The 16,581-nt window shown below is 46.0% G+C and carries 15 protein-coding genes; 11 read left to right on the top strand and 4 right to left on the bottom strand.

Annotated features, from left to right (window positions below):
- Positions 1 to 87: 87 nt before the first annotated feature.
- Together ygfZ and nadB are read right to left on the bottom strand one after the other, a co-directional pair.
- Positions 88 to 1,158 carry a CAF17-like 4Fe-4S cluster assembly/insertion protein YgfZ gene (gene ygfZ / locus NA59_RS06000; protein ID WP_044409527.1) on the bottom strand — a complete coding sequence of 357 codons (1,071 nt, stop codon included), beginning with the start codon at positions 1,156 to 1,158 and terminating at the stop codon, positions 88 to 90.
- 11 nt (positions 1,159 to 1,169) lie between these two features.
- Entirely contained in the window at positions 1,170 to 2,762 is a 1,593-nt protein-coding gene (gene nadB, locus NA59_RS05995; protein ID WP_083944986.1) for an L-aspartate oxidase, read from the bottom strand.
- Between the two features lie 307 nt (positions 2,763 to 3,069).
- Between nadB and NA59_RS05990 the strand changes: the two genes are divergently transcribed.
- From NA59_RS05990 to acpS, 10 genes are all read left to right on the top strand, one after another.
- Positions 3,070 to 4,053 carry an RpnC/YadD family protein gene (locus NA59_RS05990; protein ID WP_044409524.1) on the top strand — a complete coding sequence of 328 codons (984 nt, stop codon included), beginning with the start codon at positions 3,070 to 3,072 and terminating at the stop codon, positions 4,051 to 4,053.
- A 386-nt stretch (positions 4,054 to 4,439) separates the two neighbouring features.
- Positions 4,440 to 4,883, top strand: a complete 444-nt coding sequence (locus tag NA59_RS05985) for a SoxR reducing system RseC family protein (RefSeq protein ID WP_052501496.1) — start codon at positions 4,440 to 4,442, stop codon at positions 4,881 to 4,883.
- Positions 4,880 to 6,310, top strand: coding sequence for a DegQ family serine endoprotease (locus tag NA59_RS05980; protein ID WP_052501495.1), 1,431 nt, complete (start codon positions 4,880 to 4,882; stop codon positions 6,308 to 6,310). Before NA59_RS05985 ends, NA59_RS05980 begins: the two co-directional genes overlap by 4 nt.
- A 144-nt stretch (positions 6,311 to 6,454) precedes the next feature.
- Entirely contained in the window at positions 6,455 to 8,266 is a 1,812-nt protein-coding gene (lepA, locus tag NA59_RS05975; RefSeq protein WP_044409521.1) for a translation elongation factor 4, read from the top strand.
- Positions 8,263 to 9,033, top strand: a complete 771-nt coding sequence (lepB, locus tag NA59_RS05970) for a signal peptidase I (protein WP_044409518.1) — start codon at positions 8,263 to 8,265, stop codon at positions 9,031 to 9,033. Before lepA ends, lepB begins: the two co-directional genes overlap by 4 nt.
- Positions 9,033 to 9,728: a ribonuclease III gene (gene rnc, locus NA59_RS05965; RefSeq protein ID WP_044409516.1), complete on the top strand. Its 696-nt coding sequence runs from the start codon at positions 9,033 to 9,035 to the stop codon at positions 9,726 to 9,728. The genes lepB and rnc overlap by 1 nt, the downstream gene beginning before the upstream one ends.
- Positions 9,725 to 10,678 (top strand): GTPase Era, encoded by a 954-nt coding sequence (era, locus tag NA59_RS05960; protein ID WP_083944984.1) that lies wholly within the window; start codon positions 9,725 to 9,727, stop codon positions 10,676 to 10,678. The genes rnc and era overlap by 4 nt, the downstream gene beginning before the upstream one ends.
- A 33-nt stretch (positions 10,679 to 10,711) precedes the next feature.
- Positions 10,712 to 11,428, top strand: coding sequence for a DNA repair protein RecO (gene recO / locus NA59_RS05955; RefSeq protein WP_044409513.1), 717 nt, complete (start codon positions 10,712 to 10,714; stop codon positions 11,426 to 11,428).
- A gap of 48 nt (positions 11,429 to 11,476) precedes the next feature.
- Positions 11,477 to 12,226, top strand: coding sequence for a pyridoxine 5'-phosphate synthase (gene pdxJ, locus NA59_RS05950; protein WP_044409511.1), 750 nt, complete (start codon positions 11,477 to 11,479; stop codon positions 12,224 to 12,226).
- Complete coding sequence (acpS, locus tag NA59_RS05945; RefSeq protein ID WP_322785781.1) at positions 12,192 to 12,608, top strand: holo-ACP synthase; 417 nt, start codon at positions 12,192 to 12,194, stop codon at positions 12,606 to 12,608. Before pdxJ ends, acpS begins: the two co-directional genes overlap by 35 nt.
- Positions 12,609 to 12,629: 21 nt before the next feature.
- Here the strand turns inward: acpS and NA59_RS05940 are convergent, their stop codons facing one another.
- A complete protein-coding gene (locus NA59_RS05940; protein ID WP_052501494.1) occupies positions 12,630 to 14,645 on the bottom strand; it encodes a cache domain-containing protein in 2,016 nt (671 codons plus the stop codon).
- Between the two features lie 47 nt (positions 14,646 to 14,692).
- Entirely contained in the window at positions 14,693 to 15,883 is a 1,191-nt protein-coding gene (locus tag NA59_RS05935; protein WP_044409508.1) for a sensor domain-containing phosphodiesterase, read from the bottom strand.
- Between the two features lie 439 nt (positions 15,884 to 16,322).
- Between NA59_RS05935 and NA59_RS05930 the strand changes: the two genes are divergently transcribed.
- Entirely contained in the window at positions 16,323 to 16,538 is a 216-nt protein-coding gene (locus NA59_RS05930) for a hypothetical protein (RefSeq protein ID WP_044409505.1), read from the top strand.
- Positions 16,539 to 16,581: the final 43 nt, after the last annotated feature.

Raw genomic sequence — 16,581 nt, 5'->3', positions numbered from 1 at the left:
AATGCGGCCTATTTTAGCACGCCTCGCACAGGGATTGAGAGGCGGTGTTGCGGTTTACTGCATAGCACAGTCAAATAAGTCTACGGGTTAGGCTTCATCGACCAACAAATAAGGTAGAGGTTCGATTTTTGCTAGGCCACCCGTGCTGGCTAGTTTTAAATCCCCTTCGGCTAGATCGAGTGATTTAAGCGTGCCGATGGCTAAGCATAGCGTGCCTTCAAAGATATCCGGATTTGACATCACGACATCTAGTTTGTAGGTTTTTTCGTTGTTGTCAATCAGCTCTAATGTGTCAGCTGGCTGGAAGCTCAGTAGATTATCAAGGTGAATGCGTAGCATGCGTTTGGCGGCTTTGCCACGATAGTGGGTGCGGGCAATCACTTCTTGACCTGGATAACAGCCTTTTTTGAAGTTAATCACATCAGTTTTGTCGAGGTTAAGGCTTTGCGCCAGATGTTGGCCGGAAAGGGCGGCGTTGACTTCAGCGCGACCTATGGCAATATTGAGCAAGCGCCAATCATAGGCATTGGTAATGTCGCCGTTTAAGCGCAGCTTCGTCCAGGTATCTATCGCTTGGTTTACTGGCGCAAAAATCTCATAACGGTGGAAGGGGCCGGGTACTTTTATAATGATAGTTTGTTCCAGGCCTGGTTCTTTGGATAGGGTAACGGTCATCTCTTTTTTTAGCTTGGTATCCAAGCGACGTTGCACATCCAGGTCGGCAAACTGCCCCGCAAACCCAAAGCGAATCCATTCATCAGCGACCGCGCTAATCGTTACTTTTGAGCGCATAACGAACATTTGCAGGCGTTTTTGAATGCTATCCGCTAAGCTTGCATCAAAGCTTAAATAATAATCTCCTTGGTGCATGAAGATCAGAAATAGGGCTAATACATTCCCTTTTGGATCACAGTAAGCTGAATACTGGGCGGATTCTTCAGTGACTAGCTTGATGTCATTGCTGAGCTGTCCCTGAAGAAAGCTTTGCGCCTCTTCGCCCGATACTTTAAGCAACGCATGATGCGCCAGACTGGTCATGACCGGACCATGCTTGATTAGCATACGCTCCAGTTCTGGAAACTCAAGTTGCTTAATGGCACCTTGTTCATCAAGCTGTGCGTGTTGTTGCTGTAAAAAATTTTGCCATTCTGTATTCATTTCATTAGCCCTTATGCAAAGTTTTTAGGTTTTAAAAGTGTCGGTTTAGCCCGTCGCTTGGTCTGCGGATGGTCAAGGTTATAGTGTAATCCACGGCTTTCTTTACGTTTTTGCGCTGAAGCAACCATCAGCGAGGCCACCTGCGCCAGATTGCGAAGCTCCAGTAGATCACTGTCCAAACGATGTTGACGGTAAAACTCATTGATTTCTTTTTGTAGGTTCCGAATGCGTTGCGCGGCACGGTTAAGTCGCTTGTCTGTGCGCACGATACCTACATAGTCCCACATAACACGGCGTAACTCATCCCAGTCATGCGAGACCAAAACGCGCTCACGTGCTTCACTCACGCGGCTAGTATCCCAGTTGCGAATCATTTCTGTAATGGGGATGATTGCGGAGGATTCAATAGATTGATAAGCGGCTTGTGCAAAAACCAACCCCTCTAGCAATGAATTACTGGCTAGTCGGTTCGCGCCATGCAAGCCGGTGTAGGCGGTTTCACCAATCGCATAAAGACCCGCTAAATCGGTTTCTCCTTGCAAGTTGGTGACGATGCCGCCGCAGGTATAGTGGGCGGCAGGTACGACCGGAATCGGTTGTTGACTAATATCGATACCTACTTTTTTACAGCGGCCATAAATGGTTGGGAAGTGGGTTTTTAGATAGTCTTTGGGCTTATGTGTGATGTCGAGGTAAACACAGTCGATCCCATGCGTTTTCATTTCTTGGTCAATCGCGCGAGCCACAATGTCGCGCGGTGCCAAATCAGCACGCTCATCATAACGTGACATAAACGCCTCGCCATTCGGAAGTCTTAAAATACCACCTTCACCCCGTACCGCTTCGCTAATTAAAAACGAACGGTCTTGGGGGTGAAACAAGCAGGTAGGGTGGAACTGATTGAACTCCATATTAGCCACACGGCAACCAGCACGCCACGCCATCGCAATCCCATCGCCGGTTGAAGTGTCTGGGTTACTGGTGTATAAATAAGCTTTACTTGCCCCACCGCTGGCTAATACCGTAAAGTTAGCCTGTATCGGCAAAACCTGACGGCTTGATTTATTCAGTACATACGCCCCTATGCAGCGACGACTTTCAGGGCTGACTATCAGATCAACCGTCATGTGGTTAGGCAGTAATTTGATGTTAGGATGTTCTTTAACGCGTTTTAATAGGGTCGATTGCACCGAATGGCCCGTGTGGTCGGCCGCATGAATAATGCGTCGATGGCTATGACCGCCTTCTTGGGTCAAGTGAAACGGGAAGGGCGGTGAATCTTCGGTGGCGCGACTAAATGGCACGCCTAGGTCAATTAGCTCATTGATGGCTTGGCTGGCATGACGTGCGACAAATTGAACCGCCTCTATTTCACATAACCCTGCGCCTGCATTCAGCGTGTCATCGACATGGGCGTCAATCGAATCAAACGGGTCGAGAACTGCCGCAATCCCACCTTGCGCATAAATGCTGCTGTTTTCTGCAAGTGTGGTTTTGGCGAGCACGGTGACTTGAAAGTTATCGGCGAGTTTAATCGCCAAAGATAGTCCAGCAATACCGCTGCCGATAATTAAAACTTGAGTTGTATGGATGCTTGAGGACACTAAAATCGCCGCCTGACTCTTGAAAATGGTAATAATAGTAGCATATTGCTAACAGGAATTTTTTAATTTGAATAAAAGGTGAAAATCCAGGTGGATGACGTTTTATAAGCCGACTCCTACGCACCTCGTCATGACGGGCGGTGCGTCGCCCCGTGCGAAGTCGCAGGATTCAACCGCTGGCCGCCATAGACCCTGTGATTGCGGTCAGGGTGACAGGGCAGTGAAATACCCGGGATAAAGATGACGCTCACTTGCGAAGCATCACATAACTCACTACAATTGCCCTATTATCTACGAGGGTAACCGCATGAAAACCGCGTCACCGCAACCCAAATCCCCGTCAAGCAAAGCCGAAACCCAAGTGCACGATACGCCATGGAAAAATGCGTTAGATCGCTATTTTAAAGAAAGCATGCACCTGTTGTTTCCAACCGTCTACGATGCGATTAACTGGCAACAAGCGCCGGAGTTTTTAGACAAAGAACTGCAAAAAACCCTCGCCAAAGGTGAAAGACCCAAAACCGAAGCCGACAAACTGGTTAAAGTCCAACTCAACACCGGTGAAGAGAAGTGGTTACTGATTCATATTGAAGTCCAAGGCTCACCGCAAAAAGACTTTGCCGAACGAATGTTCCGCTACAACAGCCGTATCCGCGATCGATACAAAAAAGACGTGATCAGCTTAGCGGTACTCAGTGATACCAACAAACGTTTTCGACAGGATACCTATCGCTACAACGAACTGGGTTTTAAAATGACCATGCACTTTCCAATCTGCAAACTGCTGGATTTTATCCGAAGGCGCGAAGAACTATTGGTGAGTGACAATGTGTTCGGCTTCATTGTATTAGCGCAATTGGACGCCAAACAAATCAAAGACCCGCACCAGCGGATGAATGCCAAACTCAACCTAATTCGAGAGTTATTCAGGCGCGGATTAAACAAAGAGGACGTGATCCACCTGTTCAATCTGATTGACTGGTTTATCAATTTACCGCATAATTTAGAGCAAGCATTTATCGATAAAATCGAAGAGATTGAGGAGGAGCAAAAAGTGGAATACGTCAATACCGTTGAAAGGCTTGCGATGGAAAAGGGTGAGCAAATCGGCATTCAAAAGGGTAAGCTGGAGGGTGAGCAAATCGGCATACTTAAAACTCGTTTGGAAGATGCTAGGATTATGGTTAAAGAATTTAACATTTCGATTCAACAGGTCGCTGAAAAACTTAGCTTGCCACTCAATCAACTTAGGGATTACATCAACCAACATTCGGTTCAAACCAAATCTTGATCAGAACTAGTGACCCTCTCCGTTCTTACTCCGTGGGTGCAATGTCATTAAGTTAAAAAAACTTGTCATTGCGAGGAGCACAACGACGCGGCAATCTCTGGAGGGTGTGCACTGGTTCAAAAGATTGCTTCACTGCGTTCGCAATGACGTGGAAGTATGCTCGCAATGACGCGTAATTTTTTTGCTTCGCGTTGCAAGTTGGTTCGCTCCGTTGCACTACTAATTCCCTTGTATTGCGAGTATTATTGTAGGAATCTTGAAGATGATTTAACCTACATGTTTAACTTCCCTTTCTTCGATTCATATATTCACGCGCACCCGAAAGGACCGGTTTAGTCCGACAAGCTCCTAACTAGTTTTAATTTGAATAAAAGGTGGAAATCAAGGTGGATGACGTTTTACAAGCCCAAGGTTGGGTAGAATCTATCGAACAAGGTTATGCATGGGTTCGAACCGAGCGTGAATCGGGTTGCGGTTCTTGTCAGGGGCAGTCTACCTGTGGTACTAGTAGCTTATCGAAGCTTTTTGCAATGGGCGCTTCGCCTTTGCTTCGCTTGCCTAATGAACTGGGTGCCAAGCAGGGCGATAGGGTTGTGTTAGAAATGCCAGGTTCAAGTTTAATCAAGCAGGCTTTTTTAGCCTATGGTTTGCCTTTGGTTGGGTTGTTTGTTGGCGCTTTATCTGTCAATGTTATATTAACAGATGCGCAAGATTGGCAGATTGCGTCGGGTGCTTTGTTAGCCATGGTCGGCGCTTGGTTGTGGGTTCGGCTGAATCATAAACCGGTGCAGCCAGTCATTAAACGCATCATTAGGAGTACATCAGAATGAAAAAACAATTTTTAACATTTTTTACATGGCTATGTGTGGCGTTTGCACCGGTTTTGCTGGTCAAGGCTACGGCCGCACCCGTGGTGGGTTTTCCAGACTTTACCCAGTTGGTTGAACAGAATCATCAAGCGGTAGTGAATATTAGCACCACGCGCACCGAACGCGCGCCAAGCAATAGTGGTATTCCACCACAGTTTCGCGGTATTCCAGATGAGTTTTTGCGCCATTTTTTTGGACAGGATCCTCGGCAGGAGCGGCGTCAAGCGCCTGAGCGTCGAAGCCAGTCGGTGGGGTCTGGGTTTGTTATAACCCAAGATGGTTATATTTTAACCAATCACCATGTGATTGAAGGTGCGGATGGTGTCATTGTGCGACTAAGTGATCGTCAAGAGTATAAGGCCGAGGTGGTTGGCAGTGATCCACGTACGGATGTGGCGTTATTAAAAGTAGATGCCACTGGTTTGCCAACGGTTAGAATTGGCGATTCGGATAAGCTAAAAGTTGGGTCATGGGTTTTGGCGATTGGCGCGCCGTTTGGCTTGGATTATACGGTGACGGCTGGGATTGTCAGTGCGAAAGGTCGAAACCTGCCGGATGATACCTATGTACCGTTTATTCAAACCGATGTAGCGATTAACCCCGGTAACTCTGGTGGTCCATTGATAAACCTTAATGGCGAAGTCATCGGTATCAATGCACAAATTTATACCCGTAGTGGTGGTTTTATGGGCTTGTCGTTTGCGATTCCGATTGAGATTGCGATGAATGTGGTTGAACAAATCAAGCAGACAGGCAAGGTCGAGCGTGGTTTCTTGGGTGTGCAGGTTCAAGAGGTCACGGCTGAATTAGCCCGTTCGTTTAATATGGAAAAGCCGACAGGCGCGCTAGTGGCACAAGCCTATCCAGACACCCCAGCCGAAAAAGCGGGGATTGAATCGGGCGATATTATTTTAAAATTTGATGGCCGCTTAATAGAAAAATCGGCTGATTTACCGCCAGCGGTGGGGATTACACCGATTAACAAGCCGGTTGAGATTGAGATTTTGCGTCAGGGCGAGCGAAAAACCGTGATCGCCAGTTTGCAAGCCTTGAGTGAAAATAACGATGAACCCGCCCCCCAAGCCAAGCCTGAGGAGCCGGCAAAATTAACCAGCGAACGTTTAGGGCTTGAATTGGAAGAGTTGAGCAAAGAGCAGTTAGGTCGCGTTAATTTGCCCTTTGGCGTGGGTGTGACCAAGGTTGAAGAGGGGCTTGGGCGTAAAAATGGTATTATTCAAGGCGATATTCTGGTCAGTATCAATTTTCAACCAATTAGAAAGGCCAGCGATATTGATGCGGTGTTAGCCAAAGCCAGGCCTGGTCAATCCTTGCCGGTTAGAATTGTGCGCAATGGTCGTTCAATCTTCGTTGCGTTGGTTGTTGAATAATTTGGTCAAGCAAAACAAATTAGCGTAAAATAACGTTAATTTTTTATAGCCTTCGTTTTTCGCCTGCCTGTTGTGGCGCGAAAAACTTAAAAGGGTGCGAACGCACCCTTTTTTATTTATATTTTTGAGTTGTTTGGAGCCTTCATGTCACAACCCTTATCGTTAATCCGTAACTTTTCGATTATTGCTCATATTGATCATGGTAAATCCACGATTGCTGACCGTTTTATTCACCTGTGTGGTGGCTTAACGGATCGTGAAATGGAGAGCCAGGTTCTCGATTCGATGGATATCGAAAAAGAGCGCGGTATTACGATCAAAGCGCAGAGTGTGACCTTGATGTATCCGGCTGATGATGGCAATACTTATCAGCTTAACTTTATCGATACACCAGGGCATGTGGACTTTTCGTATGAAGTGTCGCGCTCGTTGGCCGCCTGTGAGGGCGCGTTATTGGTGGTGGATGCGTCGCAGGGTGTTGAGGCGCAAACCGTGGCTAACTGCTATACCGCGATAGAGCAGGGCTTGGAAGTGCTGCCGGTGCTCAACAAAATTGATTTGCCCGCCGCTGAACCCGAGCGCGTGGTGGAAGAAATTGAAGAAATTATTGGTATTGAGGCGCATGACGCGGTGCATGCCAGCGCCAAAGCCGGTATAGGTATTAAAGAAACCCTAGAGCAAATTGTTGCGCGCGTTCCTGCCCCCGTTGGTAATTTGGATGGCCCGCTAAAAGCCTTGATTATTGATTCATGGTTTGATAACTATCTGGGGGTGGTGTCCTTGGTGCGTGTGCTGGATGGTAAGATTGGCAAGAAAATGAAAATGCGCGTAATGTCGACAGGCGATGATCACGAAGTGACAGATGTCGGCATTTTTACGCCTAAACGTACCTCTCGTGAATGGTTGAGCGCTGGCGAAGTAGGGTATGTCATCGCGGGTATTAAAGATATAGATGGTGCGCCGGTTGGCGATACCCTAACCGATGCGAAAAACCCAGCGGCCGAGCGTATGCCAGGGTTTAAACCCGTGCAGCCTCGCGTATTTGCCGGTTTGTTTCCGATAAGTTCGGAGGATTATGAAGATTTGCGTGAGGCGTTGCGTAAGCTGCGCTTGAATGATGCAGCATTGCATTTTGAGCCAGAAACCTCTGAAGCGCTTGGCTTTGGTTTCCGTTGTGGCTTTTTGGGCATGTTGCACATGGAGATTGTTCAAGAGCGTTTGGAACGTGAATATAACCTGGATTTGATTAGTACGGCACCAACGGTTGTTTATGAGCTACTGACCAAAAAGGGCGAGGTATTAAAAATCGACAACCCGTCTGAGCTACCTGATGTGGGTACGATTGATGAAATCCGTGAGCCGATTATTCAAGCGAACATTCTGGTGCCACAGGATCATATCGGCGCGGTGATGAAGCTGTGTATTGATAAGCGCGGCGTGCAAAAAAGCATGACCTATGCCGGTAACCAAATCTCGATAAGTTTTGAAATGCCTTTGAACGAAGTGGTATTGGACTTTTTTGATCGCTTAAAATCGACCAGTCGTGGTTATGCGTCGATGGATTATGAGTTTAAACGTTTCCAAGCTGATGATTTAGTCAAGCTAGACTTCTTAATTAATGGTGAACCAGTAGATGCCTTGGCCGTGATTACCCATCGTTCAGTGGCGGTGCAGCGTGGCAAGGAAATGATTGAAAAACTCAAAGAGATTATCCCACGCCAAATGTTTGAAGTAGCGATACAGGCGGCGATTGGTGGCAAGATTATTGGGCGCACCAATGTAAAAGCCATGCGCAAGAACGTGTTGGCGAAGTGTTATGGCGGCGACGTGTCGCGTAAGAAGAAGTTGCTAGAGAAGCAAAAAGCGGGCAAAAAACGCATGAAAACAATAGGCCGTGTGGAGCTGCCGCAGGAAGCCTTTATGGCGGTGTTGAATACCGGAGGATCGGATAAGTGAGTTTTGAATTATTATTAGTATTGGTCACCGCGATTACTGGGGTGGTTGTGTTTATTGACAAGCTGGTATGGCGAAAGAAACGCGTTGAATCAGCGACCACTGAAAAAGAACCGCTCATCATTGAGTATGCGCGTTCTTTATTCCCGGTTTTTTTGATTGTTTTGGTGCTGCGGTCGTTTATTATCGAACCGTTTCGTATTCCTTCGGGCTCGATGTATCCGACCTTACAGATCGGCGACTTTATTGTGGTGAATAAATTTTCGTATGGTATTCGTTTACCGGTGGTGCAAACCAAAATTTTACCCTTTGGCGAAGTCAAGCGTGGCGATGTCGCAGTGTTTCGTTATCCACTCGATCCAAAAATTGACTATATTAAACGTATTGTCGGTTTGCCGGGTGACCGCGTGAGTTATATTGATAAGAAACTATTTATTAATGGCGAGCTAGTGGAACAACGTCCGATTGGACGTTACGAAGGTACCGAGTCGGGTTCGGTGATGACAGGGGCGGCCTTGCTTCAAGAATTACTTCGCGAGGGGGACCCGCATGAGATTTTAATTGACCCTAATCGAGCAGGCCAAAATATGATCGAAGTGATTGTGCCTGAGGGGCATTATTTTGCTGTCGGTGATAACCGAGATCATAGTGCAGATAGTCGGATGTGGGGCTTCGTACCAGATGAAAACTTAAAAGGCCGTGCATTTGGTATTTGGATGCATTGGGATAATGGTATCCAGTTTAATCGCATCGGCAAGGGGATTAACTAATGTCGTTGGATGTGGAAAGACAAGCAAAATTACGCGAGCTATCGCGTAAACTGGATTATGAATTTACTGATTTGACCTGGTTGAGTTTAGCCTTAACCCATCGCAGCCAGAACGCTAAAAATAACGAGCGCCTTGAATTCTTGGGCGATAGTTTGGTGAATTTTATGGTGGCGGATATTTTATTCCACCAGTTTACCAAGTTACCTGAAGGTGATTTAAGTCGTATTCGCGCGCATCTAGTCAAGGGCGAAACGCTGGCTGAAATTGGTCGAGAGTATGAGTTAAGTAATTATTTAATTCTCGGACCGGGTGAGTTAAAAAGTGGCGGTTACCGCCGAAGTTCGATTATTGCCGATGCGGTTGAAGCGATTATTGCCGCTATCTATAAAGATGGCGGGCTAGCCAAGTCGCGTGCGTTTGTTGAGCAAATTTATGCTAAAAGACTGAATGCCCTTGACCCCAAAAATGTCGGCAAAGATCCCAAAACCCGCCTGCAAGAAATTCTACAAGCGGATCAACAACCCTTGCCAGAATATAGTATTATCAGTGTCAATGGCGTGGCGCATGCGCAACACTTTACGGTGGCGTGTTATGTCGCCAAACTCAACACGAAATTTGAAGCGACTGATACCTCACGCCGTAAAGCGGAACAAAAAGCAGCTGAATTTGCACTGGATGCACTGGAACAATTATGAAATCGATACATATAGATTTAGAACAACCAGGCCTGGTTGAAGAAACCACGAATTTTAAAGCGGGTTTTGCCGCGGTTATTGGTCGTCCAAATGTAGGAAAATCCACGTTAATGAATGAGTTGTTGGGGCAAAAGCTCAGCATTACCTCACACAAACCACAAACCACTCGTCACCGTATTCACGGAATCTATACCGCTGATGATCACCAGATAGTGTATGTTGATACGCCGGGCATGCATTTAGGCGGTCAAAAGTCGATTAACCGCTATATGAATCGTGCCGCCAAAAGTGCGTTTGCGGGGGTGGATGTTATTTTATTCGTGATTGAGGCCGGTCGCTGGAGCAAGGAAGATCAGTCGGTTGCCGATCAATTAAAACATGCGGAAGCGCCGGTGGTATTGATTGTCAATAAAGTGGATAAGTTTAAGCAAAAAACCGATTTATTACCCTTTTTGCAGACCTTAAATGGCAAGGTGGAATTTAGCACGTTAATTCCTGTTTCAGCGCATAAGAAAAGTGGTCTTGATCTCATTCAGAAAGAAATATTAAAAGTCTTGCCCAATCAAACGCCGATTTTCCCTGAGGACTATATTACCGACCGTTCAACCAAGTTTTTGATCGCTGAAATTGTGCGTGAAAAATTGATGCGCATGCTAGGTGACGAAGTGCCTTACGGCGCCACCGTAGAAATTGAGCAGTTTGAACAAGAGGAAGGTACAGGGCGTTGGGCAATCAATGCGCTGATTCTGGTTGAACGTGAAGGCCAAAAACGCATAGTGATTGGTGATAAAGGCGAGAAAATCAAACAAATGGGGATTGACGCGCGTAAAGACATGATTGCGCTGCTAGAGAACCGCGTGCATTTGGAGCTGTGGGTCAAGGTAAAAGAAAACTGGTCTGATGATGAACGTGCATTGGCAAGTTTAGGTTATACCGAATCGCACAACTAATGTTAGGCTGACTGGCGGGGGCGGGTTTAATTGATGTTAAAAACACAGCCTGCTTTTATTTTACACAGCCGACCCTATCGTGAAACCAGCTTGTTATTGACCTTGTTTACGCCAGAAATGGGTAAGGTGAGCGCCAGTTTGCGCGGTGCGCGTTCGGCTTCGAAATCCGCGCGCCAAAAGCAGGCCTGGTTACAACCCTTTCAACCCTTGCTAGTCGAGTGGCGTGAAACACCTACTCAACAACTGGATTGGTTAACACCTAAAAACATGGAGCCACAGGGTTTAGCTTATGGGCTAAAAGCCGATGCCGCAATCTGTGGGCTTTATCTTAACGAACTGCTTTACCGACTAATTCAGCCCACCGAAGGATTGCAGGATTTATTTAACCATTACCAACAAGCACTTCAGGCTTTAGCGCAAACTGACCAACGAGAGCTCATGGCTTGGCACTTGCGTCAGTTTGAGTTGGTTTTATTGGCCGAATTAGGTTACGGCATCGATTTAACATTAGATGCACAAGGTCAGCCGATTGAACCCGCTATACTCTATGGTTATCAACCGCAAACCGGTTTTTATCAACTTAACCCAACGGCGCAGCCACGCGGGTCGATAACGGGCGGGTGTTTGCTTAAGTTGGCCGAACAAGAATTTTGTTTAGCCTGCTTGGCGAGTTGGAAACAGTTGATGCGTCGTATTTTACAGCCGCATCTTGGCATGAAACCCCTGGCCACGCGTGCACTATTTAACTAAATCAATATTTCAATTCTCATTTATTAATTTTAAGGACACCTCATTACCATGAATCCTATTTTTCTTGGCTTAAACATTGACCATGTGGCGACCCTGCGCCAAGCACGCGGCACACGTTACCCCGACCCCATTAAAGCCGCATTGGATGCGGAAATGGCCGGTGCGGACAGCATTACACTGCATTTGCGCGAAGATCGCCGTCATATCCAAGATGAAGATGTTTATCGTCTCAAAGCCTGTTACCAAACGAAAATTAATTTAGAGATGGCGGTCACCGAAGAAATGATTAATATCGCCTGTGACGTCGAGCCGGAAGATGTCTGTTTAGTGCCGGAAAAACGCGAGGAACTAACGACCGAAGGGGGCTTGGATGTAGCGGGGCAGCAGGCCTTGTTAACCCAGGCCTGTGCGCGTTTAGCGAAAGCAGGCTGTCGCGTGTCCTTGTTTATTGATCCAGACGAAACGCAAATTCGTGCGGCCAAAGCGGTGGGTGCGCCGGTGATTGAATTGCACACAGGTACTTATGCCGAACTCACTCGCCCCGCTGAAGTTAAAGCTGAACTAAAGCGTATTGCACAGGCCGCTGAGTTGGCACACAGCCTTGGTTTGGTGGTGAATGCAGGGCATGGTTTGCACTATCATAATGTCCAGCCGATTGCCGCGATGAAGGTGATTGAAGAGTTAAATATCGGCCATGCGATTGTCGCGCAGGCGGTCTATTCAGGCTTACCTGCGGCGATTGCTGAAATGAAGCGCCTCATGGTTGAAGCCCGTCAAAACGCCTATCTGGTCGATTAAAAACACGATGATTAAGGGTGTCGGTACAGATATCGTAGAAATTGCACGAATAGAGGCCTTGTGGCAAAAGCAAGGTGCTCGTTTTGCACAACGCTTGCTATCCGAATCAGAGCAGTTAGTTTTAAAAAGCCACAGCCAACCCGCACGATTTTTAGCCAAGCGCTGGGCGGCGAAAGAGGCCGTAAGTAAAGCGCTTGGTACCGGCATTGCGCAAGGGGTCGGCTTCGCGGATATTACAATAAGCCATACAGACCTCGGCCAGCCAAAAATAGAACTCAGCGGCGGTGCGCTCAATCGCGCCGCTCATCTAGGAATCACCCAATGGCAACTCTCCATCAGCGACGAAAAACACTACGCGGTTGCGTTTGTGGTGGCAAGTTAATTGATTTGAGCTAAATTTGAGCTAAATCGGTGTAAAACACAAACTGATCACCTCGTCTTGATAGCCATCTTGGGTTTTATATTCTCGATAGCCATCTGTCATATAAAACCCAACCAAATAGGCTTTTTGGTCTAATGTCCAATTTAAACTCCCCGCATCTCCAGGCTTAAACTGACGTAACCGATTAGGTAGCTGTATAACTCGGCCTGGCTTCATATCTGGCTGGGTAGATGAGATCACGACACCCTGTGTATTCACATAAAGGCTAAAGGATCCCTGCTGTATTGCTTCGAGCGTAAAATGCGGTTCACTGTCTTTCAGCATGGCATGAAACTGTGTCGCGCTATCAAAAACTAAAGCAATGCCGCCCACATTTTGATTGGGATGGTCGGTGCTTTTAATCGGTGCGTGATAAATAAAGCTCGGCTGTTGGTTATAAAGCGGGGTGCTTTCAAATTGAGACACCCAGTATTGTTGTGGATCTTTGATTTGAAGGCTATGTTTAACATCGTTTATTTGGCTAAGCGTCTGACCTACAAGTGACGAGGCATCTGGATTGGATACGGCCAAAACACGGCCTTGTAGATCATAAACCAAAATATTGGTATAGACGGTATAGAGTTGATTAATGTAGCTTAATTCGGTATAAAGCGTCTCTCGTTGCGTTTTATCTAACTTTTTATGTTGATGATAGTGTGTCAAGGTTTGACTGAATAATGGATTGAGCGCCCACCAGCGACAGTCATTGGCACGTTCGTAGAGGTTGCGATCGAGTATATCGGCCGCGAGTGCGGCACTAAAAGCGACCTTGTCTCTGACGGTTTCAACGCGTATTTGATGAATATGATGAATAAAGTCCGCAAAAATGCGCGCAATATCTTGACTGATATCTTGAAAACGATCTAGTATCGGTAAGAAATACTCCACATTCTGTTTCAGTGACGAAATTTTACCATTCAAAATAACAATCAAAAGCAGCGTGCTGACCTTGATATTCGTTCTTTCGAGTTGTTTGAGATACAGCGGTGAATCCGGTTTGACCTCGATCATGCTGTCCGTTTGCGTCTCATGGATACAAAATGCCGCTTGATTTTCAAGCTCTACATAAATATGCCAAGGCAAGCCTTGAAAGCCTTCATAGCCTTTGGTTTTAGTATGAAAGCAGAACTTATTGTTTTTATTGACCGGTTTAGATGATAACGGCGTTTGCTTGATCTGTTCCCCAATCGGAAAAGTCTGGGGGTGGTTAGTGGCTAAAGTTTCGCCTGACTCATGACACAATGCAATCCGATAGTCGGGTGAATTTCGGCCTATTTTTTTGAAAATCAATGCCATTTCTTGATCAAACTTAAAACTTAAACACAGGACACCCAGTAACTGGGTAGGGCGCCCATTTTGTGCTTTTTGCTCAATACGTTTAGCATAGATTAAGCTTTTGGTGTTTTGCGGAAAAAGATCGGACGCGCGATGAATTTCCTCAAAAGCCTGTTTGGAATTGATCGCTTGGCGAATAAGTGGGTCTGTCGACGAGAGGGTGTGGTTATTGGGATTAAGCTTAGCCATCACCTGGCCATTCGGTTTGACCAACACAATATCATCATACACTGAATACTTAGCGACATAGGCCTCTAATCGTCGCTCGATGCGCTGCCGTTGCGCATCGGCTGGCTGGTCAAGTGCCATAAACTCAACAATATCCGCATCAGTGGCCAAAAAACCGACATCAGCGGTGCGCTCAAATAGATTGCGAATAATTAAATCGACACTGGCTTGCGTTTTAAGCTTGATATCGCTTTCTGTTTTTCCCAGGTAGCTATCAATTAATGAATCAATCATTAAGTCTCTTAAATGTTGAAATTCTTTTTGGGTTTCAACTATCGAAGCAAGCAGCTGAGGGTGAAACGCTTCACTGTTGATTTTGCCAACCATTGCAACCGTTGTCCACCACATATTTTGCTCTTCGAGTTGATCAAGATAGGTTTTAACCTTGGGTAAATAGGTTAAAAAAGTTTGGCGTTGGGAGATGTTCGATGGCATGGTGAATCCTCAGCATAAATAAAGTAATACTCAAGCCGAACATTCTATCATTCATTTAAAAATTGCGCGTCAATATCAACGCACAAAACGTTTTTTTCACCCGAAAAAGTGCGGTAGATGGCTTTTGAAAAAGTAATATTTAGATTAGCATTCGGCAACCCTATATAAGGTGTCGATATTTGTACCTGTTCAGGGTACTCCATAGCATTGCGAAAATACGCCCGCCGCGCCCAGAGTGCACCATCGCTTCGGCTTAAAGGCGCATAAATTTTAGGTGACAAGGTTTGAGCGTGTTCGGGTGTTAAGCTCTCAATCGTTTGAACGCCTTCGGTATTCAATAGATAAATGCGCTCAACCGCGCAGTGTTGTAAAAGCTCACTTGTGGCGAGCTGAAACTCAATACCTTGTGCCACCGCCTTTGACGCTTCAAGCAACATATGTTTAAGCGCCAGCTTTTTATGTGTATGACCGCGCTGGCGTTCAGTTTGATCAAATAAGCTGCGATGGTGAAGCATGTGTAACTCGTTTAACAACCAGGCCTGGTCATGCTCACCCGTCGGATTGGGTCTTGCAAAAAAATAACCCTGTGCTAGATCCGCATCTGAATCCAAGGCGAGCAAAGCATCGTCTTGTGTTTCAACCCCTTCAAGTAGAATAATCGCCCCGGTTTCACGTAAGAGAGCAATACAGCGCGTTAACCACCGCTGTCGCGCACTGTCATTACGTGCATTAACCAGCATGGAACGGTCAAGTTTGACAATATTCGGTTTTAACTCCCAAATGCGGTCAAAGTTAGAATGCCCCGTGCCAAAGTCATCGATGGCGATTAAAAACCCCAGCTTTCGGTAATAATCAACAAAGGTTTTAAGTTGTTGGGTATTTCTAGCGCCATCCTCTAAAATCTCCAACACAATGTTCTGTGGGGCAAAGCCTAATTTTTTCAACTGGTGTTTGACAAGCTTTGCGCGCAAATTATCGGGTTTAATGGTTGCACTATTAATGTTGACAAATAGCCACTTGTCCTCGTTTTGAATGGAAGCGTATTTTTTGATATGGCTCATTAAACACCCACGATCAAATTTTTCTAAGCAACCTTTACGCTCCGCTTCCGCAAAGGCATCAAGGGGAGAGCAAGGTTGGCCGCTAGCTTGCTGGGCACGCAGCAAAGCCTCATAGCCGACTACACGTCTATGCGCTAAGCTGACGATCGGCTGATAATGTGAATTAATTCTATACATGAAAACCTTGATCTATAAAATGTTAAGCAATAAGTTAAACAATAAGTTAAGCAATAAAAAAATAATAAAAGCGGATTAATAATGTTTATACAGCAATTTTTGGGTGCAATTGAATAAATATTATTTTATTTCAATGATTTGGTTTTAGTGCCTCCCTTGTGTTTGACAAGCTTGATGCGTTTTTTGTCGCACCGTGCGCCGTATTGTTCCTTAGTGAACCAATCTGCACTAAAGTTGTGCAATAGGGCGTTTTGCAGCCGATAGACTTCAATCCGGCAACCGCAAAACCGACATACGTGCACAGTCGTTGACATCCTCCCCGCCGTGAACGACGGGGTTTTACGCGGGATTCGATAAAAAACTGTACCTAGGTACAATAGGCAGGCTATTTAAACTGCGATACTATCAAACTATCAAAACTCAAAAAGGATAGCTAGTCATGTCAATCGCAGTCGGAAAAATCATCAATGCAACCGGTCGAGTTCAAGTTTTAAACCCTGAAACCAATGAGATTCGAGAGATCGAAAACGGCCAAGAAATTTTCTTTAATGAAGTCGTAATCACCGCAGATGAAGCATCGTTAGCTATTGATATGATCGATGGACAGACTATTTCCCTAGGAGCCTGTCGGACTAATCAAACAATAATATGCTAAAAGACGATATGTGTTAAAATATGCCCATATTACTTATGAGATA

The organism is Thiomicrospira microaerophila (genome assembly GCF_000934765.1).
GTDB lineage: Bacteria > Pseudomonadota > Gammaproteobacteria > Thiomicrospirales > Thiomicrospiraceae > Thiomicrospira > Thiomicrospira microaerophila.
This window is presented reverse-complemented; position numbering and strand designations above follow the sequence as displayed.